The organism is Sphaerisporangium sp. NPDC005288, assembly GCF_040607475.1.
GTDB classification, from domain to species: domain Bacteria; phylum Actinomycetota; class Actinomycetes; order Streptosporangiales; family Streptosporangiaceae; genus Sphaerisporangium; species Sphaerisporangium rhizosphaerae.
Genome location: NZ_JBEXGT010000012.1, coordinates 177,770 through 193,693 on the forward strand (window position 1 = coordinate 177,770; position 15,924 = coordinate 193,693).

Annotated in this window: 14 protein-coding genes; 7 read left to right on the forward strand and 7 right to left on the reverse strand. The window is 72.0% G+C overall.

The window, feature by feature from the left end; translation table 11 throughout:
• Positions 1–40: 40 nt before the first annotated feature.
• Genes ABZU32_RS14345 through ABZU32_RS14370 form a run of 6 tightly spaced genes read left to right on the forward strand, consistent with a single transcriptional unit; the run spans position 41 to position 5,435 of the window.
• Entirely contained in the window at positions 41–391 is a 351-nt protein-coding gene (locus tag ABZU32_RS14345; RefSeq protein WP_354921830.1) for a hypothetical protein, read from the forward strand.
• A gap of 57 nt (positions 392–448) precedes the next feature.
• On the forward strand, positions 449–1,135 hold the full coding sequence (locus ABZU32_RS14350) for an SDR family oxidoreductase (RefSeq protein WP_354921833.1): 687 nt from the start codon (positions 449–451) through the stop codon (positions 1,133–1,135).
• Position 1,136: 1 nt separating this feature from the next.
• Positions 1,137–2,495, forward strand: a complete 1,359-nt coding sequence (locus ABZU32_RS14355) for an AMP-binding protein (RefSeq protein ID WP_354921835.1) — start codon at positions 1,137–1,139, stop codon at positions 2,493–2,495.
• Entirely contained in the window at positions 2,492–3,136 is a 645-nt protein-coding gene (locus ABZU32_RS14360; RefSeq protein WP_354921838.1) for a hypothetical protein, read from the forward strand. Before ABZU32_RS14355 ends, ABZU32_RS14360 begins: the two co-directional genes overlap by 4 nt.
• 8 nt (positions 3,137–3,144) lie before the next feature.
• The gene (gene cmlS, locus ABZU32_RS14365; RefSeq protein ID WP_354921841.1) at positions 3,145–4,863 is read left to right on the forward strand and encodes a chloramphenicol-biosynthetic FADH2-dependent halogenase CmlS; all 1,719 of its coding nucleotides are present in this window, start codon (positions 3,145–3,147) and stop codon (positions 4,861–4,863) included.
• Between the two features lie 2 nt (positions 4,864–4,865).
• A complete protein-coding gene (locus ABZU32_RS14370) occupies positions 4,866–5,435 on the forward strand; it encodes an alpha/beta fold hydrolase (RefSeq protein WP_354921844.1) in 570 nt (189 codons plus the stop codon).
• A gap of 197 nt (positions 5,436–5,632) precedes the next feature.
• Here ABZU32_RS14370 and ABZU32_RS14375 read toward each other — a convergent pair whose 3' ends face one another.
• From ABZU32_RS14375 to ABZU32_RS14405, 7 genes are all read right to left on the reverse strand, one after another.
• On the reverse strand, positions 5,633–6,151 hold the full coding sequence (locus ABZU32_RS14375) for a hypothetical protein (protein ID WP_354921847.1): 519 nt from the start codon (positions 6,149–6,151) through the stop codon (positions 5,633–5,635).
• 118 nt (positions 6,152–6,269) lie between these two features.
• Positions 6,270–7,835: a HAMP domain-containing sensor histidine kinase gene (locus ABZU32_RS14380; protein ID WP_354921850.1), complete on the reverse strand. Its 1,566-nt coding sequence runs from the start codon at positions 7,833–7,835 to the stop codon at positions 6,270–6,272.
• A gap of 48 nt (positions 7,836–7,883) precedes the next feature.
• Positions 7,884–8,573 carry a response regulator transcription factor gene (locus tag ABZU32_RS14385; RefSeq protein ID WP_354921853.1) on the reverse strand — a complete coding sequence of 230 codons (690 nt, stop codon included), beginning with the start codon at positions 8,571–8,573 and terminating at the stop codon, positions 7,884–7,886.
• Between the two features lie 117 nt (positions 8,574–8,690).
• Positions 8,691–9,338 carry a hypothetical protein gene (locus tag ABZU32_RS14390; protein ID WP_354921855.1) on the reverse strand — a complete coding sequence of 216 codons (648 nt, stop codon included), beginning with the start codon at positions 9,336–9,338 and terminating at the stop codon, positions 8,691–8,693.
• Between the two features lie 27 nt (positions 9,339–9,365).
• Entirely contained in the window at positions 9,366–10,664 is a 1,299-nt protein-coding gene (locus tag ABZU32_RS14395; protein ID WP_354921858.1) for an ABC transporter permease, read from the reverse strand.
• Complete coding sequence (locus tag ABZU32_RS14400) at positions 10,661–11,398, reverse strand: ABC transporter ATP-binding protein (RefSeq protein WP_354921876.1); 738 nt, start codon at positions 11,396–11,398, stop codon at positions 10,661–10,663. The genes ABZU32_RS14395 and ABZU32_RS14400 overlap by 4 nt, the downstream gene beginning before the upstream one ends.
• A gap of 116 nt (positions 11,399–11,514) precedes the next feature.
• On the reverse strand, positions 11,515–12,708 hold the full coding sequence (locus ABZU32_RS14405) for an efflux RND transporter periplasmic adaptor subunit (protein ID WP_354921861.1): 1,194 nt from the start codon (positions 12,706–12,708) through the stop codon (positions 11,515–11,517).
• A 224-nt stretch (positions 12,709–12,932) separates the two neighbouring features.
• Between ABZU32_RS14405 and ABZU32_RS14410 the strand changes: the two genes are divergently transcribed.
• Positions 12,933–15,506, forward strand: coding sequence for an efflux RND transporter periplasmic adaptor subunit (locus tag ABZU32_RS14410; RefSeq protein ID WP_354921864.1), 2,574 nt, complete (start codon positions 12,933–12,935; stop codon positions 15,504–15,506).
• Positions 15,507–15,924 lie beyond the last annotated feature (418 nt).

Sequence of the window (15,924 nt, forward strand, 5' to 3'; positions counted from 1 at the left end):
CAGGAAGTCCGCTCGTCCAGCCCGAACGAAAGGCACCGTCATGCACGACCGACTGCTCGAGTTGATCACCGGCGTCGTCGAGGAGCTCAACGAGCGCAGGGGCGAGAAGATCCCGACCGAGAACCTGCCCGGCGTGGTGCTCTACGGCGACGCGGGGGTGTTCGACTCCATGCACCTGGTCAACTTCCTCGCCCGGGTGGAGGAGGAACTGGAGGACGAGTACGACGTGGAGATCTCGCTGACCTCGGAGAAGGCCGTCTCCCGCCGGATGAGCCCGTTCAGCAGCGTCCGGCGGCTGATCGACTTCATCGAGGAGGAGATGCGGCTCGCCGGGGGCGACGCCGGCGAGGCGCCCGGTGCGGACGCCGAGCCGGTGCGGCTGGGCGGCTGAGCCGGTGACCACGACGGACCGGACGGACGGGGCGGGCCGCACCGCATCATGATCATAATGATCACCGGCACCCGGACCGGCATCGGCAAGGCCCTGGCCGAGCACTTCCTCGCCCGCGGCCACCACGTGGTGGGGTGCAGCCGCAGGCCCTCCACCATCGAGCATCCCGGCTACCGCCACCACGAAGTGGACCTCACCGACAGCAGAGGGATCAAGGCGATGTGCCGGGCCGTCCGGGCCGAGCACGGGTACCTCGACGCCGTCGTCAACAACGCCGGGGTCGCCACCATGAACCACTTCATGATGACGCCCGAGGACGTCGCCCGGCGGATCTTCGACGTCAACTTCTTCGCGGTGCTGAACTGCTCCCGCGAGAGCGTCAAGCTGCTCCAGAAGAGCAGCGGCTCCCCGGCCCTCCTCAACGTCTCCACCGTCGCCGTCCCCTGGGCGCTGGCCGGGCAACTGGTCTACTCGGCCAGCAAGAGCGCGGTCGAGCAGCTCACGCGGGTGATGAGCAAAGAGGTCGCCGATCTCGGCATCCGGGTGAACGGCATCGGCCTGCCGCCGGTGCACACCGTCCTCACCCGCACCGTGCCCAGAGAGAAGATCGACGCCCTGATCGGGCGGCAGACGCTGAAACGCATGTGCACGATGGCCGACATCACCGGGCCGGTCGAGTTCCTGATCTCTCCGGAGTCCTCGTTCGTCACGGGCGAGACGCTCTTCCTTGGGGGTGTTCACTGAAATGCGGGACGCGATCCTCGCCCGGTTCGACGAACTCGGCGACCGCACCGCGGTCGTCGACGCCGACGCGGCCTACGGCTACCGCGATCTGGCCGACGAGATCCGGCGGCTGGGAACGTTCCTGGCGGAGCACCGGGTGCCGCCCCACGACGTCGTGGTGCTCAACGGCGACTTCTCCTTCCGCTCGATCGCGGCGCTTCTGGCGCTCTACCTCAACCGGAACGTCCTGGTGCCCGTGGTGAGCCTCACCGACCCGGTGCTCGCCACCGTCACCAGGTCCTGCTCGCCGCGGCACCTGATGCGGGTGGGCGCGGAGGTGGAGATCGAGGCGATCGCCGGGGCGCCCGCCACCGGCGCCTACGACTCTCTGATCGCCGCCGGGGCCTCCGGCCTGGTCCTGCTGAGCAGCGGCAGCACCGGCGAGCCCAAGGCGATCCTGCACGACCTGGACGCGATCATCGCCGAGAAGCTCGGCACCCGGGCGCGGACGGCGGGCCGCCCCGCCAACATCCTGATGTTCCTGCTCTTCGACCACATCGGCGGCCTCAACTCGCTGCTCGGCGCCCTGCGCATGGGCGGGGCCGCCATCGTGCCCCGGCGCCGCACGCCGGAGGAGATCTGCGCGCTCATCGAGAAGCACAAGATCAGGCTGCTGCCCACCAGCCCGACGTTCCTGAATCTGATCCTGATCGGCGGCTACCACCGCGAGTACGACCTCAGCAGCCTGCGCCTGATCACCTACGGCACCGAGCCGATGCCGCAGGAACTGCTCGCGCGGGTCAACGCCGCCTTCCCCGGGGTCAGGCTGCTGCAGACGTTCGGCACCAGCGAGACCGGGATCTCGACGACCACCAGCGAGTCCTCGCGGAGCACCTACTTCCGGATCGACGACGCGAACGTCCAGCACCGCGTCGTCGACGGCGAGCTGCAGCTCAAGAGCCGCACCCAGTTCCTCGGCTACCTCAACTACCCCAGCGACGCGCTCACCGAGGACGGCTGGTTCCGCACCGGCGACCTGGTCGAGCAGAACGCCGACGGCTACATGACCGTCAAGGGCCGCGCCACGGAGGTCATCAACGTCGGCGGCGAGAAGGTGCTGCCGCTGGAGCTGGAGTCGATCCTGCTCGGCAGCCCGCTCATCGACGACTGCGTGGTCTACGGCAGGCCCAACGCCATCACCGGGCAGTCGGTGTGCGCGGACGTCAGGCCGCGCGGCGAGATGACCCGCGCGGAGCTGCGCAGGCACGTCGCCGACTTCCTCACCGGCAAGGTCGACGCCTTCAAGATGCCCACCAAGGTCAACCTGATCGACTCGGTCACCGTGTCCGAGCGGTTCAAGAAGAAGAGGTCGACGCCATGACCGACGCCGCTCTCGTCGTGATCGGGGCGGGGACGTTCGCGGTCGAGGTCACCCGCTACCTCGACGACCTGGTCGCCGCCGGGCACCACGACCACCGCGTGGCACGCTACCTGGCCGTTCCCGGAGAGCCCGTGCACGCGCCCCTGGAACGCTGCGTCCCGTTCGCGGACTTCGAGCCCCACCCCGGCGTCCGCGTCGTGCTCGCCCTCACCGACCCGGCCGAGCGGCGGCGGCTGATCGACGGCCTGGTCGACGACCACGACCTCGACGTGGTCAACGTCGTGCACCCGGCGGCCCGGGTCGACCCCGCGCAACTCCTCGGCCCCGGAAACATCATCGGGCCTGACTGTTACATCGGCGCGGGCGCCGTTCTCGGCGGGTTCAACATCGTCCACTACCACTGCTCCATCGGGCACCACTCGCGCATCGGCTCGAACAACTTCCTCGCGCCCAACTTCCACTGCGGGAGCGGCGTCGAGATCGGTGACGACAACTTCTTCGGCCTGAGCTGCACCGTCGCCCCCGGGGTGGACGCGGGCAGCGGCAGCAGGTTCCAGGCCGGCATCACCCTGTTCGAGGACGCGCCGAGCGGCCACTCCCACCTGGTTCCCAACCGCATCAAGTCGATCAAGACGTCCTGAGGAAGGCAATGATGAAGCGAGCGAAGGTCACCGTGATCGGCGCGGGTCCCGCCGGGTGCGTGGCCGCCCTGACCCTGAACAAGCTCGGCCACGAGGTCGAGGTCTACGAGAAGGGCCACTTCCCCCGATATCGGATCGGCGAGTCGTTCCTGCCCGGAACGCTGTCGATCCTCAACCGGCTGGGCCTGCAGGAGAAGATCGACGCGGCCGGCTTCGTGAAGAAGCCCTCGGCGACCTTCCTGTGGGGCCAGGACCAGGCGCCCTGGACCTTCTCCTTCGCCACCCCCAAGACGGCCCCGTGGGTCTTCGACCACGCCATCCAGGTCAAGCGCGAGGAGTTCGACGCCCTGCTGCTCGACGAGGTCCGCGAGCGCGGCATCTCCGTCTTCGAGGGCGCCGCCGTGAGCGACGTGGACATCTCCGACCCCGGCCGCGTCTCGCTGACGGTACGGCAGGGCGAGGACTCTCGCGTGGTCGAGAGCGACTTCGTCATCGACGCCGGCGGCGCGGGCAGCCCGCTGGCGCGGCAGCTCAAGGTCCGCCGCTACGACGAGTTCTACAAGAACTTCGCGGTGTGGTCCTACTTCAGGTGCAAGCAGCCGTTCGAGGGCGACCTCAAGGGCACCACCTTCTCCATCACCTTCCAGGACGGCTGGGTGTGGATGATCCCCCTCAAGGGCGACCTCTACAGCGTCGGCCTGGTGGTAGACCGCTCCAAGGCGAGCGAGGTCAAGGAGCTGGGCCCCGACCGCTTCTACCGCGAGACCCTGGCCCAGGCCGTCCGGGCCACCGCCATCCTCGGGGACGCCGAGATGGTCGACGAGGTGCGCATCGTCCACGACTGGTCCTACGACTCCGAATGGTTCTCCGGCGGCGCCTACTTCCTGTGCGGCGACGCGGCGTGCTTCACCGACCCGCTGTTCTCCCAGGGCGTCCACCTGGCCACGCAGTCGGCGGTCAGCGCGGCGTCCGCGATCGACCGGATCACGCGGCACGAGGAGGAGCGCGAGGAGGTCCACGCCTGGTACAACCGCAGCTACCGCGAGACCTACGAGCAGTACCACGAGTTCCTCGCCTCGTTCTACACCTTCGCCTCCTTCACCGAGCCGGAGTCGGAGTTCTGGCGCAAGCGCCGGATCAGCGAGTCCGACGACGCCCGGCTGTCCCGCCTGCGCTGGTTCGACCGGCTGGTCCAGGACGACCTCGAGAACCCGACGACGTCGGTGGCCGACTTCCGGGACCGGGCGTCCACGATGATCGCCATCGGCCGGCATCAGCGGAAGGAGCTGAGCGACGAGTTCTCCGAGAACGAGCTCGGCTTCGCCCGGATGCGCTGGATCAGCGGTCTCACCAAGCAGTTGAACCGCATCACGCGGCTGCGGTGGGCCGGCGACGAGGTGCGGCTCAAGCCGTACTACAAGGTCGAGCCGACGAGCTTCCGGCTGGAGCGCAAGCAGGTGCTGGCCAACGAGGACGGCACCGACATGATCAAGTTCCCGGTGGAGGAGGAGCAGCGCGAGATCTTCCAGGGCGTCGTCAAGGAGACGGTGAGCTACAAGACCCTGATCAAGCAGCTCAGCGACTCCGGGGTGCGGGAGGTGAGCTCGCAGATCGTCATCCGGCTGATGGAGGCCGGCCTGCTGTCCGGCTACGACAAGAACGACGAACGCGTCGCCATCCAGGACCGCCTGCGCTTCGACGGCGTCGGCGTCGAGTACGAGGTCTGAGCATGGACGCCACGCGCGGTCCCGCCCTGGTGTACCTGGCCGGAATCGGCAACTCCGGCCCGGGCCACTGGCAGGCCATCTGGCACGCCCGGGTGCCGGGCGGCCTTTGGGTGGAACACTCCTCCTGGGACGCCCCGGTCCGCGACGTGTGGGTGCGCGAGTTCGACCAGGCCCTGCGCGCGGTCGAGGGTCCCGTGATCCTCGTCGCGCACAGCCTCGGCTGCACGCTGGTGACCGAGTGGGCCGCGCAGCACAAGAACGACGACGTGGCCGGCGCCTTCCTGGTCGCCGTGCCCGACGTGCACGGGCCGGACTTCCCCGCGCAGGCGGTGGGCTTCGACGCGCCGAAGCACCGGCGGCTGCCGTTCAGGACGGTCGTGGTCGCCAGCGACGACGACCCGTACGGCTCCCCGGGGCACGCCGCCGAGGTCGCCGCCGCCATCGGCGCGGAGCTGGTGCCCATCGGACGCAAGGGTCATATCAACGCCGACTCCGGCCTCGGCGACTGGCCGGAGGGCTGGGCCCTGCTCACCGGGAGCTTCCCCGGCTTCACCGGGGCGTTCCCCGGCTGACCACGTCCCGAGTACGCCGGGCCGCGGCCGACCACGGCCGGGGCTCGGCGCGCGGTGGGCTTCCCGTCTCTCGCGGGGCTCTCTGCACGGGACGCTGAAGGCGGCCATCGGCGCGGATTCGGCGGCTGGGACCACGCCTACGGCGGAGATCAGACGCCGAAGCGGACGGACCGCCGGACAATCGTGGACGAACGGCTTCAACCTGCCGTCGGGGTGGCGGCCGGGGTGGGCAGGAGGGGGCGGCACTTCTCCAGGGCCTTGGCGACGGCCGGGTCCTTGGTGTCGAATCGGCGCACTCCGCCGCCGGCCGGCAGGTCGGCGCCGTTGTCCTTCATGCAGGACCGGAAGGCCGCGAGCGCCGAGGGGTCGAAGCCGCCGCGCCGGCCGCCCTGACCCGCGCGGCCCTGCGGCATCAGCGAGCGGCACGCCTCGAACGCCTTGCGGATCTGCGGTGACATGGTGCCGAAGCCCCTCGGTCCGCCGCTCGGCCGAGCTGACGGGGAACCGCCCGGCTGAGCCGTGGGTGCGCCGCCAGGGCGGCCTGTGGGCATGTTCACGCCGTTCTTACGCATGCACTCGACGAACGCGGCGGGAGCGCCACCGGTCCGGCCCGGTGCAGGCTGGGCGCCGGTCGTGGCGGAGTCGGAACCACAGCCGGACGCCAGCAGGACGGTGGCCACCGCGGCGACGCCGAGGACATGAGGCAACGCATTCACGAAGTGAACTCCATCGGGGGACCGAGGGACTCTGGCGGTATCCATGGAAGGCCACCAAACTCAGCGCCAGGTACGACAAAGCTGAATTTCCGCTGTCAACCACCGGGCCCCGGCGCGGTCAGGACGGGGTCGCGTCGGTGGGCAGGGCGACGCGGAAGGTGGCGCCGCGGCCGGGGTCGCTGTCGAGGGTGATCACGCCTCCGTGGGCCTGGACCAGGGCGGCCGCGATGGACAGGCCGAGCCCCGTCCCGCCCACCCCATTGCGCGTGCGCGAAGGGTCGGCGCGGTAGAAGCGCTCGAACACCCGCTCGGCGTCCTGGACCGGCAGCCCCGGCCCCTCGTCGGCCACCTCGATGACGACGTGCCCGTCCAGGTTGCCCACGCCGACGCGGAACGCGGTGCCGGCGGGGGTGTGCCGCAGGACGTTGCCGACCAGGTTGGCGACCACCTGGCGCAGCCGCGCCTCGTCGCCGGTCACGGTGACCGTCCCGTCGGAGCCGTCCAGGCGCACCAGGTCGATCTCGCGGTCCGGCGCGAGCGTCTGGGCGTCCAGGACGGCCCCGGCGGCCACGCTGAGCACGTCGACCGGCTGCCGGTCGAGCGGGCGCTGCTGGTCGAGGCGGGCGAGCAGCAGCAGGTCGTCCACGAGGAGGCCCATGCGGGTGGCCTCGTCCTCGATGCGGCGCAGCAGCCTGGCCGCCTCCTCAAGGCTCGGGGCCTCGTGCCGGTAGAGCTCGGCGAAGCCTCTGATGGAGGTCAGCGGGGTTCGCAGCTCGTGGGAGGCGTCGGCGACGAACCTGCGCATGCGGTCCTCCGACCGGCGGGCCTCGAAGGCCGACTTGCGCGCGGCGATCTCGGAGGCCTCGCGGTCGTCGAAGGCGGCCTCGATCTGGGCGAGCATGCCGTTGATGGCCCTGCCGAGCCGTCCCATCTCCGTCCGGCGGTGCCGCGGGGGCAGGCGGCGGGACAGGTCGCCGCCGGCGATGGCGCCGGCGGTCCGCTCGATCTCCCCCAGGGGACGCAGGCTGCGCCGGACCAGCCAGTTGCAGGCCAGGCCCAGGGCCAGCAGCGCGCCGCCGCCGACGCTGGCGACGATGACGGCGAGCCGGGTGACGGTGGCGTCGATGTCGTCCATCCGGACGGCGATCACGCGGATCCGCCGGTCGTCGGCGACCACGATCGCCCGCCAGCGCGTCCCCTCGCCGGACTCCACGGTGAACGGGCGGGGCCGCGCGGAGGCCGCCCCGCCGGCCTGGGCCGGAGACAGCACCGGCGGTGAGGAGCCGGGCGGCTCCTGCAGGGTGCGCTCGACGCCGCCGTCCGGCCGGAGCACGGCCATGTAGAACAGGCCGAACTGCTTGAGCGGGCGGGTCACGTCGCGTACCTGCTGCTGCACCGCCGGGTCGCGCCGCAGCTCCGCGGCCACCCGCAGTTGCTGGTCGACCCGGTCGACGAGGTAGCCGCGCAGGAGCTGGACGGCGGCGCCACCCGTCAGCGCGATGGCGAGGGTGACCAGCGCCAGCGTCCCCGCGACCAGGCGCAGCCACAACGGCGACCGGGCCGCCCACCGTCTCATCGCACGAACCGGGCTGATCGCACGGACCGGGATCATCCTGCGGACCGGGCTGATCGCCCAGACCGGGATCATCCTGCGGAGCGCGCTCGTCGCACGGATCGGGCTCATCCTGCGGGCCGGGCTCATCGTGCGCTCATCCGAGGTGCGGCAGGACGGTCACCGGCGTGGGGCGCGCAGGACGTAGCCCACTCCCCGGAGCGTGTGGATCAGCCGCGGCTCGACGGTGTCGACCTTGCGCCGCAGGTAGGAGACGTAGGACTCCACCACGTTCCGGTCCCCGCCGAAGTCGTAGTTCCAGACGTGGTCGAGGATCTGCGCCTTGGACAGCACCCGCCCGGCGTTGACCATGAAGTAGTGCAGCAGCTTGTACTCGGTCGGCGACAGCTTCACCCGGACGCCCCCGCGCCACACCTGGTGGCCCTCCTCGTCCAGCTCGAGATCGGCCACCTGGAGCCGCGTGGGCAGGTCAAGGTCGCCTCGCGTGCGGCGCAGCACGGCCCGGATCCTGGCCAGCACCTCCTCCAGGCTGAACGGCTTGGTCACGTAGTCGTCGCCGAGCCCGAGCCCGGTCAGCTTGTGCTCGGTCTCGTCCCGCGCGGTGAGGAAGAGAACCGGGGTGCGCCTGCCGCCGGCACGCAGCCGGTTCGCCACGGCGAAGCCGTCCATGTCCGGCAGCATCACGTCCAGAACCACCAGGTCGGGCCGGACGCGGTCGACGAGCTGCACGGCCTCGCGCCCGTCCGCGGCGGTCACGACGTCGAACCCCGCGTAGCGCAGCGTCGCCGACAGCAGCTCGCGGATGTTCGGCTCGTCGTCGACGATGAGCAGCTTGGCCTCACCGGACATGCGGACCTCCCTGCACCGGGAAGGCATCGCGCGCCCAGGAGCCGGGGCGTGCTGGAAAGGCACCCCGTGCGGTGGAGGCGGGGCTCGCCGGGGGGCCGGGGCGTGCTGGGGCGTCCATCAGCCGCGTCCGCGGGGGCCGGCGAAGCCGCCGGCGCCGCCCTGGTTCACCGAGGTGGCGGTGACCGAGCCGTCGCTGCCGCGCTCGCCCTGCACGACGATGGTGCTGCCCGGCTTGAGGTCCTTGACCTTGCCTTCCTTGCTGACCTGCACCTTGGTGCCGTCAGAGGTCCTGACCGTGACGATGCCGCCTCCGGTGGTCTCCAGGTAGATCTTGCCGCCGTCGACGAGCTTGACCGTGCCGACCGTGAGATTGCCGAACGCGCCGCCCGCGCCCCCGGCGCCCGCCTGTCCCTGCCCTCCGTTCCTGCCCTGGCCCTGGCCCGCGCCGGGGAAGCCGAACCTGCCGCCCCCGCCGGCCCGCTGCCCGGCGCCCGCGCCGCCGCCCCCGCCGGCCAGCAGGCCCTGGATCGCGGCCTGCCGGGAGCTCGCCGCGCCCCAGAGCTTCTGGAGCTGGATGCCCACGACCATGCCCGCCACCAGCAGCACGGCCGCGGCGAGGGCCATGGTCAGCGTGGACATCCGGCGCCGCTCGGGGCGGGCCGCGAGTTCGTCGTCCAGGTCGTCCTCGAAGGGCGAGGTCGAAAGCAGCTCGTGCGCCGTCACCGGTTCCTCCGTCGTGTACGGCTTGCGCCTGCTCGTACTCATGATCACTCCTTGTGCGACGGCCCTACGTCACTCGTGCCGCAGCGCTTCGATGGGACGCAGCTTCGCCGCCCGGTTCGCCGGATAGCTGCCGAAGAACAGGCCGATCGCGACCGAGACGCCGAGAGCCAGCACGATCGACGTCGGCACCACGACCGGCCGCACGCCGGCGATGGTGAACCTGGTGCCGATCAGCGCGATGGCCACGCCGAGCAGCCCGCCGATCAGGCTCAGCATCGTGGCCTCGGCGAGGAACTGGCCGAGGATCGCGCCGCGCGGCGCGCCGATGGCCTTGCGGATGCCGATCTCGCGGGTCCGCTCGGTCACGGTCACGAGCATGATGTTGGTGATGCCGATGCCGCCCACCAGCAGGCTGATCGCGGCGACGGCCCCCAGCAGCACGGTGAAGGTGCCGGTCGCGGCGCTGACCGTCTCCTGCAGCGTCGCCTGGTTGAGGATCCGGTAGTCGGCGGTTGCGGTGCCGGTGATGCCGTGCCGCTGGTCGAGGGTCTGGGTGATCTCCGACTGGGCCGCGTCGACCGCCGTCGCGCTCTTGGCCTGGACGATGATCTGGCCGAGCGGCCCGAACCCGGTGAGGCTCTGCTGCACGGCCGGAAGGGGCGCGACCGCGACGTCGTCGGCGTCCTGGAAGCCGGCCGACCCGGCGGTCTTGAGCACGCCCACGACCGTGAACGGCACCCCGCTGATCGTGATCTGCCGGCCGACGGGATCCACGGAGCCGAACAGGTCGTCGGCCACCGTCCGCCCGATGACGATGATCTTGCGGGCGGCCAGCACGTCCTCGTTGAAGAAGTACGACCCCTTGTCCACCGGCTTGTTCGAGGCCTCGAAGTAGCTGGGGTAGGTGCCGACGAGCTGCGCGATCGCGTGGCTCGCCCCCTGGTAGGTCGCCGTCTGCGCCGAGGCCGTGACGACGGGGGACACGCTTTTGACCGACGGGGTGTTCGCCGGGTCGGCCAGCGCCCTGGCATCGTCCAGGGTCAGCTCCTTGGCCTGGGTGCGCGGGCCGGTGGCGGCCTGCTGCTGGTTCCTGCCGCCCCCGCCGCCCAGGCCGAAGAACCCTCCGCCACCCCCGCCGCCACCCCCGCCACGCGCTCCGCCGCCGGTGAACGACTGCATAACGGTGAGGGTGTTGGAGCCCAGTCGCTGGATGTTCTGCTGGATCGCCTGCGAGGAGCCCTCGCCGACGGCGACCAGCATGATGACCGCCGCGACGCCGATCAGGATGCCCAGCGTGGTCAGCGCGCTGCGCATCTTGTTGGCCGTGAGGCCGCGCACGGCGAAGCGCAGGATTTCCAGGGCGTTCATCGGTCCCTCACCACCTGGGAGGACAGCCGGGGCGGCGGTCCGTCGACGGGAGCCTGCCGCCGGTCCTCGACGACCTGGCCGTCCACCAGGCGGACGACCCGCTTGGCGTGCGTGGCCACGTCGTCCTCGTGCGTGATCAGGACGATCGTGCGGCCGGCGTCGCTCAGCCGGTCGAGGATGGCCAGCACGTCGGCCGTGGATTTGGTGTCCAGGTTGCCGGTCGGCTCGTCGGCCAGCAGCAGCGACGGCGCGGTCACCAGGGCGCGGGCGACCGCGACCCGCTGCTGCTGGCCGCCGGACAGCTCGTTCGGCTCGTGCTGGACGCGGTCGGACAGCCCCACCTGGTCCAGCGCCGCGAGGGCCCGCCGCCGGCGCGCGCCCGCGCCGACCCCTCCGTACGCGAGAGGCAGCTCCACGTTGGCCAGCGCGGTCATGCGGGGGATGAGGTTGAACGACTGGAAGACGAAGCCGATCTTCCGGTTGCGCAGGATCGCCAGCTGCCGGTCGTCGAGCGCCCCGACGTCGGTGCCGTCGATGAGGTACGCGCCGGCGCTGGGCACGTCCAGGCAGCCGAGGATGTTCATCAGCGTCGACTTGCCGGAGCCGGAGGCGCCCATGATGGCGACGAAGTCGCCCCGCTCGACCGCGAGCGTGACGCCGCGCAGCGCCTGGACGCCGGTGTCCCCCTCGCCGTAGACCTTCGTGACCCGCCGCACGTCGAGGACGGGCGGGATGCGGCCGCCCGCGTGCTGCACCGGCACGCCGGACCCGTGGCGCGGCACGCCGCCGTCCGGACCACCGGCGCGCGGCGCGGCGCCGTCCCGGCCGCCGCCGGCGCTCTCCCAGGGGGTCACTGGCCTGCTCCGCCGCGGCCGATGCGGACGGCGCCGCCGCCGGGGAAGCCACCGCCGGGGAAGCCGCCCTGCAGGCCGCCCGTGCCGGCCGTCGTGCTCCGCACCACCGCGTCGCCCTCCGACAGGCCGGACCTGATCTCGGTCAGCGTGTCCCCCTTCACCCCGACCTCGACGGTCTTGGCGACCTGCCTGCCGTTGGACAGGACGGTGACGGTGGCCTGGCCGCCCGCCGTCCTGACCGCCGAGGTGGGGACGGTCAGCACGTCGTCCGCCTTGGCGACGATCACCTGGACGCTCGTCGTCTGACCCAGGCGCACGGTCTTCGGCACGTCGGTGAGGGAGATCGTGGCGGCGTACTGGACCACGTTGTTGCTGGTCTGCGCCACCGGGTCGATCACCGTCACCTTGCCGGAGGCCGTGACGCCGGGCAGGGCGTCGAAGGTGACGGTCGCGGTCTGACCGGACTTCAGCTTGGTCACATCCGACTCGGTGAAGTCGCCGACGACCTGGAGCCTCCTGGTGTCGGCGATGTCGATGAAGCCACCGGAGGACCCCGATGACCCGGAGGAGCCGGAGGCGCCCGAACCCGCCGAGGAGCCGCCGGACGATCCGCTCGCTCGCGCGCCCGACCCGGCCGAGGAGCCCGTACCGCCCGAGGAACCCGTGGAGGAGCCGCCCGACCCCGCGGACGAGCCGCCGACGGCGCCGTTGACGGCGGTGATGGTGCCGCCGAACGGCGCCTTGAGCACCGTGCCGTCCAGCGTCCGCTTGGCGTCCCGGTAGGCGTTCCTCGCCTGGATGTACTGCGAGTAGCCCGACGCGGTGGTGGTGTCGCCGTCCTCGGCCGCACTGAGGGAGGCCGCCGCGGCGTCCAGGTCCTCCTCGGCCGCCGTGTCGTCGACCCGGGCGAGGATCTGGCCCTTGGTGACCTTGTCGCCGCTCTCGACGTAGATCTTCTCGACCGTGCCGCTCGTGCCGAAGCTCAGCGACCGGGTGTTCGCGCTCTCCACCGCGCCGGAGGCCGAGACCGAGGACAGAACGGTGCCCCGGGTGACCGGCGTGGTGGAAGGCGCCGCCTCTGCGGAGGAGCCCCCGTTCAGGGAGGCGTACGCGACGCCCGCGCCTCCCAGCAACAGCACCCCGAGGGCGCCGTTCACGATCAGCGCTCTGCGCTTCGTCGACAGCTTCACGACCACTGAGCCTGGACCACGCCGCTGGGGCCAACCTCCGCCGTCCCTGAAGGTTTGCTGAAAGGCCGGGCGTCTCGCGGGCGCCTGAACACCGCCGGGCCACGTCTTGCCTGTCCCTGCGCATCGAAACCGCAGCTCAGGAGGGTCGCATGCGAGGGCGATACACAGGAAACTCTCAGGCCGGGCTGAGCTTGGAGTCACGTCCGGTGACCAGGATTGGCCGCATGAGATCGAGCAATCCGCCAACCGTCGCGCGCGTCGGGGGACTCGCGCTCGCCGGGGTCGTCCTGGCGGCCGCCGGGCTGGTCTACCTGGGCGGCGGCGACGCCCCCACGGCCGCCCGCGTGGAGCTGGCGTCGGCCAGGCGGGGCACGATCGTCAGCGGCGCCTCCGCGGCGGGCAGCACCGTGGACGCCCACATCCGCGACCTGGCCTTCGGCGCGGACGGCACGGTGGAGAAGGTGTACGTCTCGGTCGGGCAGAAGGTGCGCGAGGGGCAGGTGCTCGCGCGCATCGACGACACGATCGCCCAGGAGGACCACACGGCCGCCAAGGCGGCCCTCGCCGCCGCGGAGGAGACCCGCGACAAACTGGAGGAAGCCCAGAACACCCCCACCGGCGCCCGCGACCGAGCCGGCCCCGCCACCCCACCCCCCACCGGCCGCACCCCCACCAGCCGGCCCTCCGGCACCCCCTCAGGACACCCCTCCGGCGCCCCCTCAGGACGGCCCTCCGGCGTCCCCTCAGGACGGCCTTCCCAGCAGCCCTCGGGGAGACCGACCGGACGTCCTTCGGGCACTCCCACCGGACGACCTTCGGGCGCCCCTTCCGCACGACCCTCCGGCACTCCTACCGGGCGGCCCTCCGGAGGACCGACCGGGCGCCCCTCCACGACACCGACCGGACAGCCCTCCGGAGGGCCGTCGGTCTCGCCTACGGGAACGCCGGCGTGTCCGCAGACCAGTGCGAATCCGCGGCCTTCGGGATCAGCGGCCCCCGCCACCCCCTCGCCGAGCGCCGTTCCCAGCGTGGGGTTCACCATCACGCCGAACGCGGTGCGCCTGGCCGCGGCGACCGACGTCGTCCCGCTCTCCTACTCGGACGGCCACGGGTCCACAGGCGGTCCGGGGGCCGGTGCGGCCGGCGGCGAAGGCCCTGTGACCGGCGGCGATCACGCCGACGCCGGGGAGCCGTCCCGTGAACACGATGCCGCCCCCCACCCTGAGCCCACCCCCACCCCCACTCCCACTCCCACACCTAGCCCGACGCCCACCCCGACCTTGACTCCGACTACAACTCCGACTCCGCGACCGTCCAGGACGAGATCGCCACGATCGTCCAAGCCGGCCACCCCTCGACGGTCCCTCTCCACACCACGGCCGACGGCCTCCGCCGCACGGCCGTCCGCCTCGGACGATGTGAGGGACAGAGGCACCGGTGGCCACAAGGCCGCAGGACGGCACGGTCCGAAGCCGGCCGGAACCCACATCCCCAGACCGACCGGGACCCCCACCCCTGGACCGGCCCGGCCCCACACCTTCGAGCCGGCCAAATCCCCCACCCCCGGACCGGGCGAAGCCCACACCTCCGGACCGGGCGAAGCCCACACCTCCGGACCGGGCGAAGCCCACACCTTCGGACCGGGCGCAGCCCACACCTCCGGACCGGGCGCAGCCCACGGCCCTACGCCGTCCGCGCCTCCCAGGCCCTCCGCGACTCCCACCCCCGTCGCCTCGCCGTCCGGTGTTCCTACGCCCCGGCCCTCGGCCACGGCCACGCCCGACCACACGAGGTCGCACACCCCGAGGCCCGTTCCCACCGTCGTCCCCGTCGACCCGTCGCCGACCGGTTCGGCGCCCGGCCCGCAGGACAGCGGCACGCCGGCCCCGCGTCCCACCCCCACCTGCGGTACGCCGACCGGCCAGGACGGCCGTCCCGACGGGAACCCGCAGGGTCATGACGGGCAGAACGGCCGCGACGGCAACGGCCAGAGCGGACGGAGCGGACGGAGCGGACGGTCCGGCCAGGCCGGTCGGACCGGGCGCGCCGGCCTGGCCGGTCAGAGTGGCCGGGGTGTCCAGGGTGGTGAGAACCGGCAGGGCGGTCAGGCGGTGACCACGGTGACCGAGGCGGAGGCGAACATCGCCAAGGCCGAGACGACCCTGCGGCGGACCGAGGAGGCGCTGGCCGGAGTGACGATCAAGGCGCCCGCCAAGGGCACGATCTTGACGGTCTCCGGCGCGGCCGGCGCGGCGGCCACGGCCGGGTCGCCGTTCATCACGCTCGGCGATCTCGACGAGCTGCAGGTGCAGGCCATGTTCTCCCAGACCGACGTGGTGCGTCTGAAGGTCGGCCAGCCCGCGACCGTGTCCCTGGCCACCCGGCCCGGCGTCGCCTACCGCGGCAAGGTCGCCCACATCGACGTGACCGCGACCGCGACGAACCGGCTCGTCCAGTACGGGGTGGACATCGCCTTCGTCCGCCGGCCCAAGGGACTACTGCTCGGGCAGTCGGCCACCGTCCAGGTGACGCTGGACCAGGCGCGGGACGCGGTGTACGTGCCCGCGCAGGCCGTGCGCACCCGGGCGGACGGCGTCGCGACGGTCCTGGTCCGCGACGGCGGGCGAACCGTCGAGCGCGCGGTCGAGCTCGGCGTGCGGGGCGACCAGTACGTCGAGGTCACCTCCGGCCTGGCGGCAGGCGACCAGGTCGAGCTGCCGGGCACCGTGGGCGGCTTCCCCGCCGACGGATTCCCCGGCTTCCCCTCCCCGATACCGTCCCCCTCACGAACCTCCTGAGGCACCCACCGCCGGGCTCTGCCATGACAAGGCCGGTGGGCCGGGACCCGCAGCGCCGGTCCTACTCCCCTGTCCCATCACCCCTAATGCGGTGAACTCACGTTCACCGGCCGCGGCTCTCCACCCCGGTGCGTGCCGGAAGTAACCGGCACCCGTTCACCAGCCACGGCACTCCACCCCGGTGCATGCCGGAAGTAACCGACGCCCGTTCACCAGCCACGGCACTCCACCCCGGTGCATGCCGGAAGTAACCGGCACCCGTTCACCAGCCACGGCACTCCACCCCGGTGCATGCCGGAAGTAACCGGCACCCGTCCACCGGGCACGGCACTCCACCCCGGTGCATGCCGGAAGTAACCGGCACCCGTCCACCGGGCACGGCACTCCACCCCGGTGCATGCCGGAAGTAACCGGCACC